Genomic DNA, 22,422 nt, shown 5'->3' on the forward strand with positions numbered 1-22,422 from the left:
CATGTCAAACGACCACCGCACGCCCGACGAGATCGAGCGGGATGTCGAACGCCAGCGTTCCGAATTGACGGATGCCATCGAAGAACTCCGCAGCCGGTTTTCGCCAGACGCCGTTTTCCGTGAAGTCACGCGAAGCCTCGGCGAACATGGCGGCGACATGGGGCGTGCCGTCGGCCACTCCGTGAAGCAGAATCCCGTGGCGCTGGCGCTCACCGGCGTCGGGCTGGCCTGGTTGATCTTCGGGCGCTCGCATGATGATGATGATGATGACGGGCGGTCCGTGCGCATGTCGCGTGGCAATGGCGGATCCGGCGAATGGGGGCCTGCCCGGCGGCAGACGCCGCAGCCACCCCTGGGCGCCCGTTCCTATGGGGCCCATGCTGCACCTCGACATCAGGGTGGCTATCCTGCCTGGGTGGAAACGGGCGATCGTTTCCGCGATCCCGATGAGGACGACGGCCACCAGGGCCGCTCGCTGGGCGAAAAGGCATCGGACGCCGCATCCTCCGCCAGGGAAAGCGTTTCCCACGCCTCGCACTCGGCCGCGAGCGCGGCGCGGCGGGCAGGCGAAACGGCCTCCCAGGCGGCCGGCAGCGCCCGGCACGGTATCGAGGAAGCGCGCCATGCCGCGGCGCGGCGCGCCGCCAGGGCGCGCGACCAGCTTTCGCATGGGACCGAGCAATTGGGCGAGTCCGCCCGCGAACGTGTCATCGCCGCGCGCGAACGCGCCATGGCGGCACGGTACCAGGCAGGTCGCACCATGCGCCGCAGCTGGCGTCAGGGCCGCGACACGGCCGTGGATTTCTTCGAGGACCAGCCATTGGTTGCCGGCGCACTCGCCCTGGCCGCCGGCGCGGCCATTGCAAGTGCGATTCCACGCTCACGCGTCGAGGACGACCTGATCGGGGAGGAATCCGATCACCTGATCGATGAGGCCGAACGCATATTCGACGAAGAGCGGCACAAGGCCGCAAAGGTTGGACAGGCGGCCCTCAAGGAGGCTGGTGCGGCAGCCGGAGAGATCGGTTCGAAAGCGGACAGCGCTGCCACGGCGGCGGTGAAGACAGCGTCCGACGAAGCCCGGGACGCCGCCAGCCGCGTCCGGTCGGCTGCCGGGGAAGAGGCCGCGCGCCAGAACCTTGGCAAACCGGATGCCTGACGCCGCATACGCCGTGCCCGGTGACACGGCCAGGACGCCTGCCACCATTCCGGCAAGGGGTTGGGGGCAGATCGTTCGCCGTGTCCTGTTCACCCAGTTGTCGAAGGATCACGTCGGCCTCATTGCCGCCGGCGTGGCCTTCTATGGACTGTTGGCGCTGTTCCCGGCAATAACGGCCCTCGTCGGTCTGGCCGGACTGCTGATGGAGCCCGCCCAGGTGGCCTCCCAGATCGACACCCTGTCTTCCGCCTTGCCGCCCCAGGCGGCGGAGATCGTCCGCTCCCAGGCGACCGAGGTGGCGGGTACGCAGGAAGGAAGCCTGACGCTGGTGGCGCTGTTCGGCTTTGCCATTGCGATCTATTCGGCCTCGAAAGGGGTCGGCAGCCTGATCGAGGGCCTGAACGTGGCCTATGATGAGCGTGAAACGCGCGGTTTCATCCATCTCACGCTGCTCCGCCTCGCGCTTACCCTTGTCCTGATCGTCGGCCTGGTGATCGGGCTGGGTGCGGCCGTCGGTCTTCCGGCCATCCTTGCCATCGTCAATCTCGGCGCCTTCACGGAAGCCATGATCGGCGCGGCGCGATGGGCGGTGCTGTTGCTGCTGGCCAGCGTCGGAATAGGCGTGTTGTACCGCTTTGCGCCCGACCGCCGCGCCGCAAGATGGCGCTGGCTCACCCCGGGTTCGGTCCTCGCCTGTCTGCTCTGGTTGTTTGCGACCCTGGCCTTCGCCCTCTATGTCGAGAATTTCGGAAGCTACAATGAGAGCTTCGGCACGCTGGCAGGCGCGATCGTGCTGCTGATGTGGTTGTGGTTGTCAGCCTACATCCTGCTGCTTGGCGCGGAAATCAATGCGGAAGCGGAGCTTCAGACCCGCCACGACACCACGGTCGGCCCGGGCATGCCGATGGGCGCGCGCGGTGCGGTGAAGGCCGATACGCCACCGCCCGAGTGAACGGAACAAGCGCTGGCGGCCGTGTACCGCGCAGTGACCCCCGGTCATCGATCCGGATTCAGACAGATGGGGAGTGTCCATGGCCTGGGCGGACATGTTTTTCCAAAGCTGGAGTATCCGTATTGATCAAGCTGGATTTGGCGCCCATTTCCTATCCTGTTTTATGAGTGTGTTTGCCAGCTCGATGAGCTTTCGCATGATAGCCGTTAAAGCGACTTTTGCTGGCTTTCCGGCTTTGCGCATCGCATTGTATTTCTGTTTCATGTCTGGATTGAAGCGGGTAGCGACGAGTGCGGGCATGTAGAGCGCGTCACGCAGGAATTTACGGCCACCCTGAATGAAGGCCTTGCCTCGCCATTGGCCCGATTGTCGGGTCATCGGGGCGAGCCCGGCAAGGCTGGCGGCTTGTTTGCGGTCCATCGCGCCGATTTCCGGGCACTCGATGAGGATGGTGGCTGCAACAACGGACCCGAGGCCGGGAATGGATTGCAGGATGTCGAGGGAGCGGGCCTGATCCCGCGACAGCCTGCTGGCGATCTCGGCGTCGATGGCTTTGAGCTGCCTGTCGAGCAAAGCCAGCTGCACTTTCGCCTGACGTCTGAGCAGGGAGAGCGTCTGGGTGGCAAGCCGGTTCTTCAGCCGCGTGCGCGCTTTGATCATGGCGGTGCGCGCGACCTGCAACTGTTTGAGATCATGGTGATCTTCGCTGGCAGGGCTGTCCGGTTGCAGATCCAGCGCCTCGCCCATCAAAGCCAGTACATGCGCGTCAACCGCATCGGTCTTGGCACGGGTTCCGCGGGCCTGGGCAAAGCGGCGGGCCTGTAACGGATTGACCTTCACCAAGGGCAGATCGCCAGAGCAGCGTTTCTCAAGCAGGCCATGATAAGCCCCCGTTGCCTCGTAGATCACCAGATCGGGCTGACTTGAACCGACCCAGCGCTTGAACGCAGTCAATCCCGCCGCCGAGTTCTCGAACCGGGCTGTCTGACCGGTCGCCGGACGGCAAACGTCAAGATGGGCTTTTGAGATGTCGATACCGATGCTATCTTTCATGGTCTTCGCGTGTCCTATGCTTGTCATGCAGGGCCAGAAGCCGCTGCGTATCCGTTCAGGCCTCATGCGAAGACGGTGGCCGATCACACTCTAGAACGGTCCATCGACGTCACTGTCCATGACCAAGCCGTTCGCGATCCAACCACCGCCACTGCCTGCCGTTTGAGCCGGCGGCAGTGGCTCCACCTTCGCAGAGAAGGCGGAAGAATCATAAGACAAGCGGTATCGTCCGCACGTTCGTGGTCGGAACTCTGGCCTATGTCTTTCTGGTCGGCTCCCTGCGCGTGTCGGGCAAACGGACGCTGGCCAAGCTGAACGCATTCGACCTTGTTGTCACCGTCGCCTACGGCTCGACCCTGGCCACGGTGCTGCTCAGCGAGAAGGTTGCTCTTGCCGAGGGCGTGGCGGCACTTCTTCTTCTCATAGCACTCCAGTATCTGGTGACCGCCTTGTCGGTGCGCTCCCGCGCATTTGCGCGCGCTGTCCGCTCCGAGCCGTCGCTCCTCCTGCGCAATGGCGAACCGGTGCCCGGAGCCCTGCACAAGGCCCGGGTGACAAGGGAGGAACTGGAAACGGTGCTGCGCAGTGCCGGACAGCCGGATCCGGCCACCGTTGCGGCCGTCATCCTGGAATCGGACGGCTCCTTCTCCGTCATCCCCGGTGATGGATCCGGAACGGGATAGGACGGTGAACAGTTTGCCGCCATTTGCAGCGACCCGGCATCACCCTCACGCCGGATGGCTTCACGCTGGCTTCAACGAAAATTCCGTCAGCGCATCCCGGTCGATCTCGATCCCAAGGCCGGGGCCGTCGGGTATCCGCACGACGCCGTTTTCATGCTCGATCGGCGTTCTGGCGATGGCCTGGCGGAACGGATTGGGCGTGCGGTCGAATTCGAGGATCGGTTCGATGGCCTCGCGCCGGGGCGGATCGGGCAGGAGTGCGGCCATGAATTGAAGGCTTGCGGCAATCTGCACGACGGTGCCCCAGACATGCGGCACCAGACGGACGCCATGCAGCGCGGCCATGTCGGCGATGCGCCGCATCTCGGTGAAGCCGCCGGTGCCGCAAAGGTCCGGCTGGGCGATATCGACGCAGCGCGTTTCCAGCGGTTCGCGAAACCCGAAGCGGCCGTGCCATGTCTCGCCGCCGGCCACGGCGATGGGCTGTCCGGCGCGCACGGCGCGATAGGCGGAGAGCTGTTCGGGAATGACAGGCTCCTCGAACCAGTCGATGCCGAATTGCGCCGCCGCCTGGCCGACGCGGATCGCTTCCAGCACGTCATAGCCGTGATTGGCGTCGATCATCAGCCGTGTATCCGGCCCGATGGCCTCGCGCACGGCGGCAATGACCTCCAGATCCTGTTTCGGATCGAAGCCGATCTTGATCTTCACGGCGTGGAAGCCGGCTTTCACATGGCTAGCGCATTCGGCCGCATTGTCGGCAACCCGGTCCACGCCGTCGCGGCGGAAGGAGCCGGTGGCATAGGCGCGCACGCTCTCACGCAGGCGGCCGCCAAGCAGCACGGAAACCGGAACGCCGAAATGCTTGCCCTTGATGTCCCACAGTGCCACGTCGATGCCGGACAGCGCGGTGACGGCGAGGCCGCGCTGGCCCTGGTCGCGGAACAGGTTGTAGAGTTCCTGCCAGAGGATCTCGGTGTCGAGCGGATTGCGCCCGATCAGCCGTGCGGCATAGGCTTTCACCACCGCGGCATTGGGCAGGGCGGGGCCGAGGCATTCACCCCAGCCGGTCGTCCCGTCATCGCAGACGATCTCGACCAGGATGTGCTGGCGGCGGTCGAAACGCATGGACGCGCTTTCGAACGCGGTCTCCAGCTTGTGGTCGAGAATGTGGGTGTGGACTTCGGCGATCTTCATGCATCTTGCCTTCAGATACTGGCGGCTTTCTCGATCAGGGCGGCGAGCATTCTTTCTTCGTCCGCTGTCAGGTCGGTCAGCGGCGGGCGAACGCCGCCGGCCTGGAAACCGGTCAGCCGGACACCGGCCTTGATTGCGGAAACGGCATATCCCTTCTGGCGGTTGCGGATGGCCATGAAGGGATAGAAGAATTCCTTGAGAATCTGCTCCGTCCGTGCCCGCTCGCCGGCGCGCAGGGCGCGGTAGAATTCCATTGCCAGCGCGGGCACGAAGTTGAACACAGCCGAGGAATAGGTGGTGAACCCGGCACCCAGATAGGCCTCGGCGAAGAGTTCTGCCGTGGGCATTCCGCCCAGATAGGTCAACCGGTCGCCCATCGTCGCCGTGATCTGCCGGACCAGTCCGATATCGCCGGACCCGTCTTTGAAGCCGACGAGATTGGGGCATTCCTCGCAAAGCCGCTTGAGTGTGTCAGGCTGGATGATCGAGTTGTCGCGATTGTAGACCATCACGCCCATGCCGGTGGCGTCGCAGACCTGCTTCACATGCCGGTAAAGGCCTTCCTGCGGCGCTTCGATCAGGTAATGCGGCAACAGGAGAATGCCGTCGCCGCCAGCCTTCTCCACCGACCTGGCGATCTCGACCGCGATTCCGGTTCCATAGCCGCAGCCGGCCACGATGGGCGTCGTGCCGGCCGATGCCTTGGCAGCCGAGACGATGGCCGGAATCTCGTGCGGCGCCAGCGAGAAGAACTCTCCCGTTCCGCCCGCGGCAAAGAGAACCGATGCACCGAAACCCGAAAGCCAGCCGATATGCTCCCGGTACGGCCCCTCGGTGAACGCGCCTTCGGAATCGAAGGCGGTGACGGGAAACGAAAGCAGTCCCGCGCCGAGCGCAGACTTCAGTTCTTCGGGGGTCATGGCGAGGCTATCCTGATGCTGGAGCGGAGATTGCCACACCATAGATAAGGCGCCACGATTCTGTCAATAACTTATATGATAAGTGGCCCATGGCAGGCAATCCTCCCGCCGCAACGCTTTCGGAAACGGAAGCGGGTCTGCCTGCTGCCGGCAGATCCGGTGAAAGCCGCACCGCTTCGCGTGTTCATTGGTGACCAGCTTGACAAGAGGGCCTGTCGGAGCAGATGGAAGGCCTGCCTGTCCTTGACTATTTATCATACAAGTCTATGGTCTGAACCATCGCTCGGAGCGGGTGGCGCCATTCTTGAAGGGCGCGGCCGCGATCTGCGGCGGTCCGTTCGTCATGGCGGAAACCGTGCCGGGATCCGGCCCCGCCGCTCAAGCCGTCATCAACTGGGGAAGGGCCATGCTTGACCGTATTCTGATAACGGGTGCCGCCGGTGGTGTGGGCAGCCAGCTGCGCCCCCTGCTTGCGCCGCTGGCAAGAACGCTGCGCCTTGCCGATATCTGCGGCATTGCCGATGTGGCCGCGAACGAGGAGGTCGTCACAGGCGATCTGGCCGACCCTGACGCCGTGAACGCGATGGTGGCGGGCGTGGATGGCATTGTTCACCTGGGTGGCGTGTCCACCGAGCAATCCTGGGCGAAGATCCGGCCTGCCAATATCGATGGCGTGTTTCATCTCTATGAGGCAGCCCGCAGGAACGGAAACCCGCGGATCGTCTTTGCCAGTTCCAACCATGTGGTCGGCTACTACCGCCAGGATGAATATCTCGACAACAGGGCGCTGCCGAAGCCGGACGGTTTGTACGGCGTTTCAAAATGCTTCGGTGAGGCAATGGCCTCCATGTATCATGACAAGTTCGGAATCGAGACGGCCATCGTGCGGATCGGTTCTTGTTTCCCGGAACCGGCAGACCGCCGGATGTTGTCGAGCTGGCTGTCGGCGCAGGATTTCGCCCGTCTGATCGAGCGCTGCTTCAACGTCGCCCGGCTGGGCTGCCCCGTGATCTATGGAGCCTCTGCCAATGATACGCTGTGGTGGGACAATTCCCGCACAGCCTGGCTGGGCTGGCGTCCGCGGGATTCGTCTGCGCCCTATCGCGAGAAGGTGGAGGCCGCTGAACCCGCACCTTCTCCGGATCATCCCGTGGCCAGATACCAGGGCGGCAATTTCACGGCTGAACCGATCCGCGAGGACTGAGCCCGGATTGCCGGCCTCCTGAATGCAGCCGCTAGCCGGTCGCGGTGCCGGAAGCCAGGCTGGCCAGGATATCGCCTGCCAGCCTCAAGGAGCGCAGCCGGGCCTGCCGGTCATGGATCATGCCGGTGATCATGACCTCGTCCGGACGGTATGTCTCGATCAGCGCGGCCATTTGCCGGTGGGCGGTTTCGGCGGATCCGACCGCCGAGCAGGACAACGCCTGCCGTGCCGATGCGAGCACTTCGGCGGGGTATTCGGCTTCCAGGTCATGCATTGGCGGCGGCAGCCGGCCGGGCCGACCGGAGCGAAGACGGGCGAAGGACCGGATCTGCGAACTGCGCAGGAACAGGGCCTCCTCGTCGCTGTCGGCAACGACCATGCCCGCTGCCATCATGAAATGGGGCCGCTCCAGATAGGCCGAAGGCCGGAAAGCATCGCGGTAGACCATCGCGGCCTGTCCCAGCATCGCCGGCGCGAAATGCGAGGCAAAGGCATAGGGCAGACCCAGATGCGCGGCCAGTTGCGCGCCAAACAGGCTTGATCCGAGGATCCAGACGGGTACATGCGTCCCCTGGCCCGGCACGGCACGCACAGGGCCTTCGCCATCGCCAAGGTAGCCCAGCAACTCCACCACATCGCGCGGAAACTGGTCGGCGGCCTCCATGTAGCGCCGCAAGGCCCGTGCGGTCGCGCCATCGGTTCCGGGCGCGCGCCCCAATCCCAGATCGATCCGTCCGGGATACAGGGTCTCCAGCGTGCCGAACTGTTCGGCAATGACCAGCGGCGCGTGGTTGGGCAGCATGATGCCACCGGCTCCGACACGGATTGTCCGCGTACCACCGGCCACATGCCCGATCACGACCGGCGTCGCCGCCGAGGCAATACCCGGCATGTTGTGGTGCTCGGCCAGCCAGAACCGGTGAAAACCCGATTGTTCCGCCGCTTGTGCAAGCGCCAGCGTGTCGGCCAGCGCTTGCGAGGCGCTGGAGCCCTCGACAATGGGCGAAAGATCGAGAACGGAGAATCGTTGCATGCTGTGAACCTCTGTCCGCAGGAAAACGCAATCGGTCCATCGGAGTAAAGCAGAAATCGCCACGCGGCGCCGGTTTTCCGGGGGCTGGCCCGCGCGCATGCCGGGCGCAAGGCGCCTGGGAGGCGATGCGGATTTGCAGGCCTCGCAGACCGGCCGGCAATGGAACTTGCAGGCCGGGACGAATGTCATTTCATCTTATTTGACCATAAGGCCCGCAGATCGTTTTCTCGCGTTGCATTTGTCATGCATAGCCGCACACACTGCATGACAAATATACGTCGGTTGGAGGGCATGTAGGGGGCACCTGCAGGTTACTGATCGATGTTTGTTGGCCGGGCGTCCGCTTGCTGCATGTCCTCGTGGCAGTTGAAGCCCCACCAGCGGGTGCCCGGCCGACCCTCTCATCCCGTTCATGTCAGCCCTGGATGCATGGAACCGCCGCTTCGCGCCGCCGTCCATGCGCGCCGGAAGGCATTCACCTCAAAAAATCTTGCCTGCTGCACGCGCCGAAGGCCTTGTCCGCGACAGGCCTGTTCACGGCGCGGCCGTCGGCAGCTTTCATGTGTGTGGTGGGTGTGGCCGCATCGGAGGAAACGGAAATGCCCGGCGCCTTGGCCGGGCCATGCCGGCCAGGCTGGGGCCAGTCTGGAGAGAAGCGGCCATGACATCCCTCAGGGGTGTGCCATGGCCGCCCTTCACGGCTAAATTGGTAAGGATTAGGCAGGGTTTACCAATGTGCAACCGCGATAATGTCGCGGCCGGCCGTGAAAGAACCCATGAAAATTCGGGGAAAGTGAGGATCCTCAAATTTCATGGATATTCGATGGACTTTTTCCCCTCCGTCCTCTGCAAATCTTAACCTTTTCCGAAGGCGATCCGTTCGTCTCTAAAAAACGTATGGTTAAAACGCAGCGTTGGCTCTATCTGACCGTCCTGTCTCGGCTGCTGATTTGCAAATCAACGTGAGGGTCGGTCAGGAACTTATCTGCAAAATAAAGAAACGATTGAAGCATCACTCCCGGGGCGAATTCATGAGTCAGACAAAGGGCAAGAGCGGCGTTGACAAGTTGAACCTTCAGCACATGAAGATCGTCGCGGATGCCTTGCGCTCGGGGGACATCTCCCAGACCGCGCGAAAATACGGAATCACGCAGCCCGGTGTGAGCTTCCACATCAACAAGTTCGAGGATGCGTTCGGTGTCGAACTCCTGCGCCGCGATGGCAACAGGTTCTACCCCTCGCCCGAGGGCCATGAGCTCAACACCGCTGTCGACGAACTGCAGCGGGCGCTGAACCGGTTTCAGGAACTCTACAGCCGCAGCCGCAGCCGCCGCTTCAAGGTGGGCATTGCCGCGGAACTGGGCACGGAGAGTTTCCTCGTCGATCAAATCGATTCAAAGGAAATGCTGCTGTCCTTCATGGATGCCGACAAGCTGAATCGTCTGTTTCGCACGGGGCATTTCGATCTCGCCGTCATCCCCGGCTACATGGATGACAAGAAGGATGATGTCCTTTCGGTGAGTTTCAACTGGTACAAGAACCGGCAAACCGTGCTGAACGACCTGTCGACCCTCACCCATGTCGTTCCCACGGGGATCTGGGAGACCAACGAACAGGTCAAGCGCCTGTTTCAGGATTCGGTCTTGCCGGGCAATGTGGTTCTGGTCGACAACGCGCTGACGATCAGCCACCTGATCACGTTCAGGAACTTCATCGGCCTGCTCCCCGAACAGGCCGCGACCGGCGACATGGAAGCGCTGGGCGGCGATTCCCAGGGCTACCGTGCCGTCAAGGCCGACTACGCCTACCTCGTCAATGAGAACATCGCCGGGAATCCGCTGGTGCGCCAGATCATAAGCGAACTCGGTGAGCCGCAGGATTGAGCGGTCGGGCCGCAACCTCGAAGCCATGAAAGAACGCCCCGGGACAGGTCATCGACGATGATCTCTCCCGGGGCGTTGTTCTTGGCCGGTTCCCGCGTTTATGTGCGCCCGCGCCTGCCGCGCCTGCCGGGCCGCGCGGTCAGGGGCGCGCCTGCCTGGAGGCGCGCGGTGTTGAAACAGCCCACAGGCACAGCCCGACGATTGCGCTGCAGGTCAGGAAACCGGTTGCAAAGCCGGCGATGAGAAGATTGAGCGTGTCGTACATTTTTTCCACTCCGAGCATGTTGGCCCGTCCGGTCACCGGTCTGCCACGCGGCTGCCACGATGCCGGCGGGCGCGGTTATCCGATGAGATACATGATGCCGGCGCCGATGAACGCGCCATAGATCGTGAACATGAGATAGGCGATGATATGCGCCGCGCCGCCGTCCTCGTCGCCGGACGTGAAATTGCCGGACGAGCGATAGTGCTTCACCAGGTGGCTGCCATCGATTTCGGTTGCTTCGTTCAAGGCTGATTCTCCCGTTGCCGATGCGGCGATAAGAGAATTGGTCAAGCTTATGCGCAAAAAAGAGCGCCGCGATGCGTTGGGTTCTGCTGCCAATGGTCAAGCAAACGTGAAGAAAAACGGACGCATTGATGCGATCCTCACCCGTTGTCTTCCCGCCGCTGACACGAAGAACCGGATCAAGCGGCTGTTGGCCCCTGTTGAACGCGCAAATCGGCAGCCGGCCTGCGCCGTCTGCTTTCTGACGGCCTGCCATTTATCTCCGATTTTCAACGAAGACCGTCCGGGAAACCGCAACCAGCACACTCTTATTTGCCCATAAGAGTGCCGCTCGATTGTCTGTCGTGGAAATCAAGAGGCAGGCATCAACATGTTTTTCAAGGTTACGAAAGTTTCCCGGCCGTTTGTGGCCGATTTATTCACTGGCACCGGAAGAAAGGCGGCAAGCGTCTCCTTGCTCCTTATGGGCGCCGTTTTCCTGTCGAGCTGCACCACGCAGGCCTGCCGCACACCGGAAGACATTGAAAGAAATCCGATCTGCAAGCCGCGGACGGGCGGGGAAGTTGGTGGTACTGGGTCCTCTTCCTCGTCCGGCGGCTCAGGCTCCACGGGCGGCGAGTCCTCCTCTGCCGGTGGCGGCAATTCCGGCGCATCGTCGGGCGGCGAGTCCTCCTCAGCCGGTGGCGGCAATGCGGATGCGTCGTCGGGTAGCGATTCGTCCTCGGCTGGCGGCGGTAGCGCGGGCGCTTCGTCCGGTGGTGAATCATCGTCTGCGGGCGGCGGTTCCGCTTCGGCTTCGGCATCGTGATTCGCCGAAACGGATGCGGACGCTGTGTCATGAGAAACCGGATTAATACAACGAGGCCCGGCAGCGGCCTTTTGGCGGCCTGTGCCGCGGCATTTCTTGCCGGGCTCGTCTCCCCGGCCCCGGCTCAAGCCCAGAACGTGGGCTCGGCCGGGCAGAACTGGTCGTCCAGCTGGGGCTTTTCGTCCAGCGCCGACCGTAGCCTGCGTCTGCAACAGGCCCAGGTCATCCGCAATGCCGAGACGACGGCCGATCCCTCGACCGTGGTCTACAACAACAACATCTATGACTACCGGTCCAACTACCAGGAAGTGAACACCGGCGGCGACAACACCGCCGCGGTCGACTACCAGATCGGCGACAATATCGGCCAGAACACCAATGCCGTCGGCTCCATGAACACGGGTTCGACCGACATCACGGTGAACGGCAACGACAACGCCATCGATGCCAACAACAGCGCCGACAATACCGGCTGCATCAACGGCAGCGTGCTCAACGAGACCCTGTCGCTCCTCGAGACGCTCAGCGAAGGCGGTGATCTGAACATCAACAACGCTGCCGAAGCGATCAAGCAGACGCCGTGTGGATGATGCCGTGGCCACGCAAGACAAAAGGAACCGTCTGCGCGCACCTGCTCCAGGTGCCGTTTCTCGTACCCGCCTCGGCCAATCGCCGCGTCGGTGCCCTCCCATGTGCCCAGCATTCGGTGCAGGTCGATGCTGTCGTTGAAAGGAGCGGCATACCTGGCCCGCATCATCCTGACAGGCGCGACGGCGCTCGCTGTCAGCGGCTGCAGCTTCTCTTCCGGGGCGGTGACGCCCACGGATCGCAACGTGACCCTGCCCAAGGGGCCGCCGGTGGAAGAAATCGTGACCATTTTCGATAGCGCCCTGACGTGCCTGCGCGGGAAGATTCCCGCGACCGTCTCCTTTGGCGTGGGCGACGTCACCGATGCGACCGGCAAGGAGAGCTATGCCGACGGCGCGACCGGCAAGTTCGTCAGCCAGGGTGCCGGCGAGATGGTGCAATCCGCCCTGTTCCAGGCCGGCGCGAAGGTGGTGAACCGGCGCGACGCCAAGATCTCGATCATGGAAACGCAATGGGGCATCCGCAACCTGCGCGACCAGACGCCGGTGAACTTCTTCATTTCCGGCACGATCAACAGCCTCGATTTCATTCCCGGCGGCGGTGCCAGCCTGGAGGTCGGCGGCGTGGGTCCGCGCTACCGGCAAAACCGTATCCTGATCGGCCTCGATCTGGCCCTCACCGATTCCTTCACCGGGCAGGTGCTGGCGTCCATCCCGCTGCAGAAGCAGATCTTCTCCCGCGAGATCGGCCTGAGCGCCGGGCGCTTCTTCGCCGATACGCTGGTCAGCCTGGATGTCGGCGGCCAGCAGCGCGAGGCGGTGCATTTCGTCCTGCGCCAGATGCTGAATCTCGGCACGTTCGAGCTGCTTGGCCTTTTCGTCAGCGAAAAGACCTTCGCGCAATGCCGTGCCGATGTGGCCGAATTCCTCGGCAAGGACGATGGCGTGCCGAACGGGTCGCGCAAGGAAATCCGCGCCGCCATGGCCAACAGCGCCAGGCTTGTGGCGGAAACGAAGGCGGCCATGGCTGCCGCTGCCAATCCGCAGCAGCCGCAGCAGAAACAGGCCGCGGCAAGGCCGAACCCGGCCCAGGCCGAGCTGGCGCGCATCGACAAGATGGCCGAAACCGCCTCGCTTCTGGCCGCCAAGTCCATCGCGCTGTCGGAAGAGGCAAAGGGCGAGAAGGACGAAAAGGCCAGGACGAAGAAGGCCGCCCAGGCGCTCAGCCTTGTCCAGCAGGCCGGCAAGCTGCTGCGCGAGGCCGCCAAGGCGGGCCTGAAGGGCGCCAAGGGCGATGCGGTAGCCATCGTGGTCCAGCGCGCGCTGGAAATGGCCCTCGAGGTCAATGACCTCAAGCCACCGGAGCAATTGGAGGAAAAGCCGGCACCGGCCGCCGCGCAGGCGGCGCCGGAACCCGCGCCAGCGGCGCCGGCCCCGGCTCCGGCGCCAGCCAATGACAATGCCGATCGCGCCAATATTCCCGGCACGCCGGAATACCAGCGTGCGCGCAAACTGAATTGAGAGCTCGGCCCGGCGGGAATTCCGCCGGGCAAGGGAGGCGGCACAGGCCGCCAGGAAAGGGGTCCCCTTGACAAGCCTCTTGATCAAAGAACCGGGAAGGATGCGAGGGGCGCCTTCCCACCTTGAGGAAAGTGAAAGCAAATGAAGAAATTGCTTGCTACCACCGCCATCGCGCTCGCGATGACCGGTGCCGCTTCCGCCCAGTCCGTGCTTGAGCGCGTGCTTGGCCAGATCGACAACGCCACCAACCTGGCTTCGGTGAACGGCACGTTTGCCAACATCGCCGAAAACATCGGTGGCTCGCAGACGGTCTACAACAACTCCACGACGGGTGAGACGCTGACCCCGGAAGAGTATCAGGCCCTGTTCGATAGCGCAGTGGCGACTGACTATACCGTTATCGCGGCTAATGCATACTATGTGAACCCGATCGACGGCACCTTCATCACGGAGGGGCAGTATCTCGCGCTGTCGACGGCCGATCAGGCTGCCTACACCACGGCCAACGGCTATGCCACGGATGGTGCAGGCAACTTCATCACGGCCGCGGAACTGGCTGCCCTGCCGGCCGACGCCACCGCGCTGCAGACCCAGATCGACGGCTTCAACGCTGTCACCGTCGCTGGCCTGTCCGGCATCGACGGCTCGATCTCCAACGTGATCGACGGCATCACCGACGCCACGCAGACGGCCACGGCCGGTGTCGTGGACGCGGTGGAATACAACATGCCGACGCTCAACTTCGGCAACATGGCCACCACGGCGCTCGGCGCGGTCAACACCGGCGACATCACGCTCGGCGTGAACTCGTCGGTCGACGATGCCAAGACGACCTCCACGCAGGCCGTCTCCACCGTCATGGAGCAGATCGGCGGTTCGGCTGACACCGGCGCCATCGTGCTGAACGTCGCGTCGAACATGACCGGCGTGGCTGGCAACATCACCAACACGATGACCGAGGTCAACGGCACGATCGGCAACCTGTCGACCACCGCGCTCGGCGCCGTCAACACCGGCACGATCGTGTCCGGCGTGAACGCTGCCGTCAACGGCATCACCGGCAAGTCCGGCCAGACCAACGGCTTCCCCACGCCGTAATCGTCGCCCTGTCGAACAAGGATGGAGGCGTCCGCGCCCCCATCCACGTCGCTCATTCGCAAATAAGACAGGTCGCATATAGTACCAGACCAGCAACTCGGACCCCATGTAGAGCCATCTTGACCCTATTCGGACGGATCACCCTCGGCCTGATCGCCGCCAGCCTGCTCTTTGCAGGTTCACCGGCCCGGGCCCAGAGTCTGTCCATTCTCGAACGCCTCGTCCTGGCGCTCGACGACGGCTATGGAACCACCAAGTGGTCCATGATGGCCAATATCGCGGAAAATTCCGGCGGTGCGCTCACCATGCAGCCGCGCTCGCTGCTTCCCGGTGATTCGGTCGTCATCGGTTACGACCTGTCCGGCAACCCGGTCAGCGCCACGTCCGGCGCCGAGGGCGTGCTGGTCACCGAAGTCCAGGCTTCGCGGCTTTCCGCCGGCCTGCCCGCCGGGCTCTATCCCGTCGGCAGCGCGCTCTATTCCCTGCCGCCCGGCGCGCAATTGACGCTGCAGGCCGAGGACCGGGAAGGGCAGGCGTTGCAGCGCGCCCGCGAACTGCTGACCGCCCGCATCGACGGCAGTGTCGCCAACCTCATCTATTATACGATTCCCGATGAACTGGTCGAAGTCGCCGCGCTGCAACATTCCTTCGCCGATCCGGTCAGCGGCCTGAATATCGGTGAAATCACCAGCACGGTGCTCGGCGCGGTCAATACCGGCCAGATCGTCACCGAGATCACCACCGACCGCATCGTCGGCCCGGTCGGTGTCATCCTCGACCTGACCAAGTCGCAGATCGCCAACGGGCCGAACATCGCGCTTTCCCAGGCGGCGACGGAAACGACGCATGCCTTGCACCGTGTCAACACCATGCTGGGCGGCAGCGCCGGCACCGCCACGGTCGCCGTCAACATCGCCTCCAACACGATGGAAATCCGTGGCCGCATCACCAATGTCATCATGGGCAAGAGCGCACAAATCCGCATGCAGGCCGCAACCGCCATCGGCGCGGTCAATGGCGGCATCGTCGGACCGGCGGCCGGCGGCCCCTGATCCGGGTGTGCTTATTTAGCCATAAAGTAAAAATCCACTACCGATGACGAATCGGTTTCATCGGGAGTGGCCGGCTTGTCACAGGCATGTACAAACGAACAGGATGCTTTTCCGCCCCGCCTGCCGGATGACGCGGAGCCATGGATGTTCCAGCCGCTCAAGCTCGCCGGGCCCGGAATGCTCGAATCCAGCGAGAACATCTGCATGCTTACCATCACCGCCGACCTGTTCGGCAAATACGTTCTCGAACAGGTCGAACACCGGGGCGACGGCAAGCCGCGCAGCGCCAACTGGGTCTTGCCCGATCTCGATTCCGCCATTCTCGAAACCGGCCGCCGCGCGCATATCAAGCTGCTGCGCGGCTACCGCGTCATGGCGGCGTCGGCCTGAAGGACGGGACAGATGCAGCTTGCGGATCTGGATTTCGTGGAGGAAGGCAAGGCGCATGAGCGGGCCGGCCGCGACCGCGACGCCGTGCTGGCCTATGGCAATGCCATCCGGTTCGGCCACGACAAGCCCCGTGCCCTGTTCGCCCGCGCCAACCTCCTGCAACGCCACGGCCAGATGGACCAGGCGCTTGCCGATTATGACCAGGCCCTCGCGCTGGAGCCGGGCTGGGCGGTGGTGTGGCAGAACCGGGGAAACCTGCTGTTGCGCGCCGGCCGGCTTCTGCAGGGGCTGGAAAGCCTGCGCCAGTCGCTGCGCCTTGATCCCTCGCTCACCGAAAGCGCGGTCAGCATGGGTGCGGCCCTGCAAATGCTGGGGCGCGCCGAAGAGGCCAAGGCGGCCTATCGGTCGGTGCTGGAGAGGGTTCCCCGGCACCCGGTCGCCTGCTCCAATCTGGCGACGCTGCTGATCGACGGCGCGCATTATGCCGAGGCGGTGCGCCTTTGCCAGACAGCGCTTGCCAGCAATCCCGGCCTCGTCAGCGCCCGGTTCAACCTGGCGCTCGCCCTGTCCGGCCTCGGCCGCGGCGAGGAAAGCCTCGCCGCCTATCGCGACACCGTCGCGCATGATCCGCGCCATGCCCGGGCCTGGGTCAATCTGGGTGTTCTGCTCATGGACAGGCAGGAGCGCGAGGAAGCGCTGGATTGTTTCGAGAAGGCCCGCGCGATCGATCCTGCCATGGTTCTGGCCACGGTCAACGCGGCGCTGATGCATCGCGAACTGGGCAATGAAGCCGCGGCGGAAACGCTGCTCGCCACGGCCCTGGACCGCGATCCGGCGCATCCGGTCGCCAATTTTGCCTGGATGGTGGCCGCAGTGCCGGCCATTCCGGGCGCGGACACGGTCGACAAGGAGCGCAAGGCGTTCCTGTCGCGGCTGGAACAGGTCGCGCAAACGGTTGCCGCAAGTCCGGGGCAGGACTTTTCCGGTGCCGTCGGCTGTATCCAGCCCTATTACCTGGCCTATCGCGACCGCGACAATTCCGGCCTGCTTTCCCGCTACGGCGACCTTTGCCATGCCGCCATGCGGCCCCGCCAGCCCGCTGCCGTTCCGTCCGCCGCGAAACCGGTGCGCGACGGGCGTATTCATGTCGGCTTCGTCAGCGCCCATGTCCGCGAGCACTCGGTCTTCAACGCGATCACGCTGGGCTACCTGAAGGCGCTCGACCGGTCCCGCTTCCGCGTGTCCGTCTTCGCCATCGACAACAGCCCCGATCAACGCACCGACGAAGCCCGTGCCCTTGCCGATAAATGGCACGACGGCACCCGGCCCTTGCAGGCATGGATCACCACGCTCGCGCGCAATGCGCCTGACGTGCTCGTTTATCCCGAAATCGGCATGGACCAGAAGACGCTGCAACTGGCCAGCCTGCGCCTCGCGCCGGCACAGGTTGCCTGCTGGGGTCACCCGGAAACCACCGGCCTGCCGACCATCGACGCCTATCTTTCCGCCGAACTGTTCGAGGATGGCGATGCCGACGCCCATTACCGCGAGCACCTGGTCCGCCTCCCGAACCTGGGCGCGGTGATCGAACCCTCCGCCATCGGGGCGGTACCGGTGGACCTGGCTGGCCTCGGCGAAACCGGCGGCCGGCCGGTCTTCGTCTGTCCCGGCGCGGCCTTCAAGTACCAGCCCGAATACGACCACATCTATCCCGACATTGTCGAAAGGCTGGGCGATGCGGCCTTTTTCTTCTTTTCCATGCAGCGCAAATGGATGTCGGATCGCTTCGAGGCCCGCCTGCGCACGACTTTCAGCGCGCGCGGCCATGAGTTCGATGCCCATTGCCACATGCTTGGCTGGCAGCCGCCGGAGCGCTTCCGGGGCATTCTGAAAGCCGCCGATGCCTGCCTCGACACGATCGGGTTTTCAGGCTTCAACACCGCCCTGCACGCGGTGGAAGCGGGCACGCCCTATGTTGCGTTCGAGGGCACCTTCATGCGCGGCCGCCTTGGCAGCGCGGTGATGCAGCGGATGGGCATCGATGCCCTCGTCGCCCGCAACACGGCCGAGTTCACCGCCATTGCCGCCCGCCTCGCCGGCGACCTGGAATTCGCCGCCGCCATGCGCCGCGACATCGAACGGGAGCGCGCCCGGCTCTACGCCGATCGCAGCGTTGCCAGCGCCCTGAACGCCGCGATTGAAAGCCTTCACGCCGAGCGGTCCGGCCTTGGCCTGCGCCAGCTTTCCGCCAGCGAGGCATAGGCGGGCACGAGCAGCATCTGCAGCACGGAAGCGAACAGCACCCCGAACCCCAGGCTGACCGCCGTGGGGACGAGGAAGCGCGCCTGAACCGATGTCTCCAGGATCAGCGGCGTGATGCCGAGGAAGGTTGTCAGCGTCGTCAGCACCACGGGGCGGAAGCGCGCAAGCGTGGCGGTTTCTATGGCCGCGCGCGGCGCGGTGCCGTCCGCCTCTTCGCGCTGCATGAAGGTCACGATCAGCAGGCTGCCATTGATGATGACGCCGGCCAGCCCGACAATGCCGAACATGCTGAGCAGGGTAAGGTCGAGCCCCAGCAGGAGATGGCCGAGAATGGCGCCGATCACGCCGAACGGGATGACGAGCAGGACGACAGCCGGCAGGAGATAGCTGCCAAAGGCCAGCGCGAGCACGGCATAGATGGCCAGCAGCGCCAGCCCGAAATTATAGGCGAGATTGGAGCCGAAGCGTCCGGCCTCTTCCTGTTCGCCGCCCGTCGACACCCGCAGATCCGGATAGTCCTCGCGCAATCGCACATCCACCTCTTCCCTGTCGCGGGCGAACTGGTCCACCCGGATGCCGTAGAGCGCGGCGCGTACCGTGCGCGCAAGCTGCTCGACGGTCACCCCGTAAGCCTGTGCGGCATCCTTCGGCCGCACCGCGACCTCGCTTGCTCCGCTGAACCGGTCGTCGCGGATGTCGACGACGCCCTGGCGGCCGCCAAGCGCCTGGCGGAGCCGCGCCACCGCATCGAAACGCGCTGCCTCGTCTTCGGAGGAAATCTCGATGACGATGGGCGCGCCGACGCCGACCACGGAGGCGGAAAACAGCACCTCGCGCGCGCCTGCCACATCGCCGACCGCGTCGCGCCATGCGCTCTGGAAATCCGCGGCCGAGGTCGTTCGGCTGTTGGCATCGCGCAGCTTCGCCGCGATCTGCGCCGTCGCGCCGCTCAGGCTGCCGGAAGCCGCCGCCGGATCCCCGCCACTGCCGGCAAAGCCGATGCGCACCGCGACATTCTCCAGCAGGCCCTCCTCGCCGAGGCGTTCGGCCGCCTGTTCTGCCGCCGCAACGAAGGCGCCTGCGCGCCGCAACGTCTCTTCGTCGCTGGTCCCTTCCGGCAGGCGCAGTTCGGCATTGACGAAATTGCCTTCGATATCCGGAAAGAAGACGAATTTCACCAGCCCGCCGCCGGTCACGCCTGCCGTGGCAATGGCGATTGCCAGTCCGCCGGCGATGACGAAAAGAGGGTGCCGGATGGAGAGCCGCACCGCCTTGCGCAAGGGACCGCCGGCAAACCGCTCGAACGCGCCATTGACGCGGTTGCGCAGGGGTTCGGCAAGCCGGCGCGGCGAGAAGCGGCGTGGCGCCCCCCGGCCCAGATGGCTCAGATGGCTGGGGAGGATGAGGAAGCTCTCGGCCAGCGACCCCGCCAGCACGTAGATGACCACAGCCGCGACAGGGGCAATGAAGGAGCCGGAAGACCCCGGCAGGAAGAGCAGGGGCACGAAGGCAAGAATGGTGGTCGAGACAGAAAACAGGATCGGTTGCCAGGTCGTGCCGATGGCCCGTTCCGCCGCGTCGTTTCCTGCCCCCGATTCCAGTTCCCGGAAGGTCCGCTCGCCCACCACGATTGCATCATCCACCACGATGCCCAGCGCAAGAATGAAGCCGAACAGCGAAAGCTGGTTGATGGTCGGCCCGAACAGCAGCATCGGCGCGAAGGCGCCGGTGAAGGCAACCACGACCCCGGCCGCGACCCAGGCGGCGACCCGCAGGTCCAGCACCAGCATGAGCACGATGAGGATAAGGCCGGCGCCCAGGGCCCCGTTCTTGGCAAGCAGGTTGATCCGGCCTTGCAGGACATCGCCCTGGTTTCGCCAGACCTGGACAGCGACGCCGGCAGGCAGCGAAGGCCGCAATTCGGCCTCCACATAGCGCAGCACCGTGGATGTCACCGAAAGGACCTGTTCTGTCCCGGCGCGGTTGACGGCGATGAACACGGCCGGTTCGCCGGAAACCGTTGCCCGCACCGCACTGTCGGACAGTGTTTCCCTGATGTCCGCCAGGTCGCCCAGATCCACTGTTGCGCCATTGTCATCGGAAAACAGCGCGATGCCGGCGAAGCCGGCGGCGCCGGAAGCTTCGCCAAGCGTGCGCACCTGCACCGTCGATGTTCCCGTGTCCAGTTGCCCGGATGACAGGTCGAGATTCTGCGCGGATATCCTGTTGGCCAGGTCGATGAGCCCGAGACCATGGCTATACAGGGTCTCTCGCCGCACCTCGATGTCGATCTGGCTGGCCGGCACACCGGACAGCGAGACCTGGCTGATGCCTTCCAGTCCCGTCAGGTCGTCACGCACACGCTGTGCCAGCGCCTTCAGCGTCTTGCGGGAAACATCGCCATGCAGTGCAAGCTCCACCGCCAGCTCCTGCGGTTCCACCTGGACGATGCGTGGCGCCTCGGCGGCCTCGGGGAACGTGGTCACCCGCGCCACTTCCGTCTCGATGTCGTTCTTCACCTGCTGCGCGTCCGCGCCGCTGGCCAGCTCGGCGGTCACTGTGCCGAGGCCTTGCACCGCACTCGATTGCAGTTCGCGAATGCCTTCCACACCCGTGAGCCGCTGCTCGACCGGTGTCAGGATCGATTGCGCCACCTCTGTTGGGCTGGCGCCGGGAAATGCCACCGAGACCGCCAGGCGCGTGGTGGCGATCTCGGGAAATGTGCGCACGGTAACATTGGCCATGGCGGCTATCCCCACCGCCAGCATGGCCACCATCAGCAGGTTGGCGGCGACCCGGTTGCGCAGGAACCAGCGGATCAGCGCGCCCATGTCAGTCTCCGGCCGGCTTGCTGCCGGTCTCCTCCTGTGCGGGCTTCGCCACGCGCACGCTCTGGCCTTCGAGCGCGGCCGCCAGGTCGCTTGCCATGACGCGCGATCCCGCCGGCAGGACGTCCCCGTCGAGAAGGACGCGGTCCTGGCCCCGGCGCAGGACAGCCGGTTCGAGGCGCTTCAACGTGCCGTGCTCGACCACCCAGACCCGGTTTCGGCCTTTCACCGCATCTGCTGGCACCTGCACCACAGCCCTGTCGCCAATGCCGACCGAAAGCGACGCTTCCACCAACTCGTCGATCCGCAGCGGCCGCGCGCGGTTCCCGTCGGGGTCACCGGCAAACGGTTCCCGGATCACGACGATGAGGGCCACAGTCCTTGTACCCTGGACGATCCGCGGATCGACGCCTGCAACCGTGCCGGTGCCAAGCGCCATGGCGTCCGGCCCCGTACCCCGCAGATGGACCGTCCGGCCGACTGCGCTCTCCGCCGTTCCCAGGATGTCGAGGTCCGCTGGTGCAAGTCCCATTTCCAGTTCGGCCGCACCGGCATCGACAAGTGTGCCGAGCGCCGCTCCGGGCTGCACGAGCGCTCCACGAGCCGCCGATTCCGCCGTTACAATTGCATCGAAGGGCGCGCGCACCTCGGCATCGTCGAGCGCGTCTTGCGCCTGTGTCAGCCGGGCCTCGGCACTGGCGAGGTCGGCGCGCGCTCGGGCCTCGGCAACGATGGCGTCCTCCAGCCGTGCCTCGCTGGCGATGTTTTCCTCTTCCAGTTCCTCCTGCCGGGCGCGGGCGATACGCGCCGCCTGCAAAGCGGCCTGCGCCTGTTTCACACCGGCCTGTGCCTGTTGCATGTCGGCCCGCAGGCTCCCGGTCTCCAGCGCGATCAGAAGGCCACCCTTGGCGATCCGGCCGCCGAGCCGGAAATCATCGCCGACCGCCTCGATCCGTCCCTGGATTTGCGAAGTGACCGGAACCTGCGCGCGCGGGCGCACGAAGGCTGTCTGGGTGATGACGATTTCGCCTGTCGCTCTGGCGACGACGGTTTCGACCAGCGGCGGCGCGGGTGCTTGCCGGTCAGGCGCTGGTGCGGGGCGCGTCAGCAGCCAGTAAGCCGCCCCGCCGAGCGCCAGCAGGAGCATCGCGCCCGCCAGCCATGGCCAGCGCCGCGGAGGATCATGGCGTTCCGTGGTGTCGCCGTTCTGCGCATCCGTATCGGTCATGCCGCGCCGTACCGGCCTTGCAGACCCGGTCGGGCACGGGCAACCGCACAGGTTCC

20 protein-coding genes are annotated in these 22,422 nt (G+C 64.7%); 12 read left to right on the plus strand and 8 right to left on the minus strand.

Annotated features, from left to right (window positions below):
* Nucleotide 1 precedes the first annotated feature (1 nt).
* Both R3D65_RS06370 and R3D65_RS06375 read left to right on the plus strand, forming a co-directional pair.
* Nucleotides 2-1,159, plus strand: coding sequence for a DUF3618 domain-containing protein (locus R3D65_RS06370; protein ID WP_371274383.1), 1,158 nt, complete (start codon nt 2-4; stop codon nt 1,157-1,159).
* Nucleotides 1,152-2,111, plus strand: coding sequence for a YihY/virulence factor BrkB family protein (locus R3D65_RS06375; protein WP_371274384.1), 960 nt, complete (start codon nt 1,152-1,154; stop codon nt 2,109-2,111). The genes R3D65_RS06370 and R3D65_RS06375 overlap by 8 nt, the downstream gene beginning before the upstream one ends.
* A gap of 126 nt (nt 2,112-2,237) precedes the next feature.
* Here R3D65_RS06375 and R3D65_RS06380 read toward each other — a convergent pair whose 3' ends face one another.
* Complete coding sequence (locus R3D65_RS06380; protein WP_371274385.1) at nt 2,238-3,164, minus strand: IS110 family transposase; 927 nt, start codon at nt 3,162-3,164, stop codon at nt 2,238-2,240.
* 239 nt (nt 3,165-3,403) lie between these two features.
* Here R3D65_RS06380 and R3D65_RS06385 point away from each other — a divergent pair, with 239 nt between their 5' ends.
* The gene (locus R3D65_RS06385) at nt 3,404-3,847 is read left to right on the plus strand and encodes a DUF421 domain-containing protein (RefSeq protein ID WP_371274386.1); all 444 of its coding nucleotides are present in this window, start codon (nt 3,404-3,406) and stop codon (nt 3,845-3,847) included.
* Nucleotides 3,848-3,907: 60 nt separating this feature from the next.
* On the opposite strand, the gene R3D65_RS06390 is transcribed toward R3D65_RS06385, so the two are convergent.
* Together R3D65_RS06390 and kdgD are read right to left on the minus strand one after the other, a co-directional pair.
* On the minus strand, nt 3,908-5,044 hold the full coding sequence (locus tag R3D65_RS06390) for a mandelate racemase/muconate lactonizing enzyme family protein (protein ID WP_371274387.1): 1,137 nt from the start codon (nt 5,042-5,044) through the stop codon (nt 3,908-3,910).
* Between the two features lie 11 nt (nt 5,045-5,055).
* On the minus strand, nt 5,056-5,964 hold the full coding sequence (gene kdgD / locus R3D65_RS06395) for a 5-dehydro-4-deoxyglucarate dehydratase (RefSeq protein ID WP_371274388.1): 909 nt from the start codon (nt 5,962-5,964) through the stop codon (nt 5,056-5,058).
* Between the two features lie 406 nt (nt 5,965-6,370).
* Here kdgD and R3D65_RS06400 point away from each other — a divergent pair, with 406 nt between their 5' ends.
* Entirely contained in the window at nt 6,371-7,168 is a 798-nt protein-coding gene (locus R3D65_RS06400; protein ID WP_371274389.1) for an NAD-dependent epimerase/dehydratase family protein, read from the plus strand.
* 31 nt (nt 7,169-7,199) lie between these two features.
* Here R3D65_RS06400 and R3D65_RS06405 read toward each other — a convergent pair whose 3' ends face one another.
* Complete coding sequence (locus R3D65_RS06405) at nt 7,200-8,201, minus strand: LLM class flavin-dependent oxidoreductase (protein WP_371274390.1); 1,002 nt, start codon at nt 8,199-8,201, stop codon at nt 7,200-7,202.
* Between the two features lie 1,031 nt (nt 8,202-9,232).
* On the opposite strand from R3D65_RS06405, the gene R3D65_RS06410 reads away from it, so the two are divergent.
* Nucleotides 9,233-10,084: a LysR family transcriptional regulator gene (locus R3D65_RS06410; protein ID WP_371274391.1), complete on the plus strand. Its 852-nt coding sequence runs from the start codon at nt 9,233-9,235 to the stop codon at nt 10,082-10,084.
* A 139-nt stretch (nt 10,085-10,223) separates the two neighbouring features.
* On the opposite strand, the gene R3D65_RS06415 is transcribed toward R3D65_RS06410, so the two are convergent.
* Both R3D65_RS06415 and R3D65_RS06420 read right to left on the minus strand, forming a co-directional pair.
* Nucleotides 10,224-10,367 carry a hypothetical protein gene (locus tag R3D65_RS06415; RefSeq protein ID WP_371274392.1) on the minus strand — a complete coding sequence of 48 codons (144 nt, stop codon included), beginning with the start codon at nt 10,365-10,367 and terminating at the stop codon, nt 10,224-10,226.
* A gap of 57 nt (nt 10,368-10,424) precedes the next feature.
* On the minus strand, nt 10,425-10,595 hold the full coding sequence (locus R3D65_RS06420; RefSeq protein WP_371274393.1) for a hypothetical protein: 171 nt from the start codon (nt 10,593-10,595) through the stop codon (nt 10,425-10,427).
* A gap of 37 nt (nt 10,596-10,632) precedes the next feature.
* Here R3D65_RS06420 and R3D65_RS06425 point away from each other — a divergent pair, with 37 nt between their 5' ends.
* From R3D65_RS06425 to R3D65_RS06455, 7 genes are all read left to right on the plus strand, one after another.
* Nucleotides 10,633-10,914: a hypothetical protein gene (locus R3D65_RS06425; RefSeq protein ID WP_371274394.1), complete on the plus strand. Its 282-nt coding sequence runs from the start codon at nt 10,633-10,635 to the stop codon at nt 10,912-10,914.
* Nucleotides 10,915-11,429: 515 nt separating this feature from the next.
* Nucleotides 11,430-11,990 (plus strand): hypothetical protein, encoded by a 561-nt coding sequence (locus R3D65_RS06430; protein ID WP_371274395.1) that lies wholly within the window; start codon nt 11,430-11,432, stop codon nt 11,988-11,990.
* Between the two features lie 126 nt (nt 11,991-12,116).
* Nucleotides 12,117-13,508 (plus strand): CsgG/HfaB family protein, encoded by a 1,392-nt coding sequence (locus tag R3D65_RS06435; RefSeq protein WP_371274396.1) that lies wholly within the window; start codon nt 12,117-12,119, stop codon nt 13,506-13,508.
* A 141-nt stretch (nt 13,509-13,649) separates the two neighbouring features.
* Entirely contained in the window at nt 13,650-14,606 is a 957-nt protein-coding gene (locus R3D65_RS06440) for a hypothetical protein (protein WP_371274397.1), read from the plus strand.
* A gap of 119 nt (nt 14,607-14,725) precedes the next feature.
* Nucleotides 14,726-15,658, plus strand: coding sequence for a hypothetical protein (locus tag R3D65_RS06445; RefSeq protein ID WP_371274398.1), 933 nt, complete (start codon nt 14,726-14,728; stop codon nt 15,656-15,658).
* 144 nt (nt 15,659-15,802) lie between these two features.
* Nucleotides 15,803-16,048: a hypothetical protein gene (locus tag R3D65_RS06450; protein WP_371274399.1), complete on the plus strand. Its 246-nt coding sequence runs from the start codon at nt 15,803-15,805 to the stop codon at nt 16,046-16,048.
* A 12-nt stretch (nt 16,049-16,060) separates the two neighbouring features.
* A complete protein-coding gene (locus R3D65_RS06455; protein ID WP_371274400.1) occupies nt 16,061-18,310 on the plus strand; it encodes a tetratricopeptide repeat protein in 2,250 nt (749 codons plus the stop codon).
* Here R3D65_RS06455 and R3D65_RS06460 read toward each other — a convergent pair.
* Nucleotides 18,256-21,141 (minus strand): efflux RND transporter permease subunit, encoded by a 2,886-nt coding sequence (locus R3D65_RS06460; RefSeq protein ID WP_371274401.1) that lies wholly within the window; start codon nt 21,139-21,141, stop codon nt 18,256-18,258. The two genes, R3D65_RS06455 and R3D65_RS06460, sit on opposite strands and share 55 nt — an antisense overlap.
* Nucleotide 21,142: 1 nt before the next feature.
* Complete coding sequence (locus tag R3D65_RS06465) at nt 21,143-22,366, minus strand: efflux RND transporter periplasmic adaptor subunit (RefSeq protein ID WP_371274402.1); 1,224 nt, start codon at nt 22,364-22,366, stop codon at nt 21,143-21,145.
* Nucleotides 22,367-22,422: the final 56 nt, after the last annotated feature.

The organism is Zhengella sp. (assembly GCF_041397485.1).
GTDB lineage: Bacteria > Pseudomonadota > Alphaproteobacteria > Rhizobiales > Rhizobiaceae > Zhengella.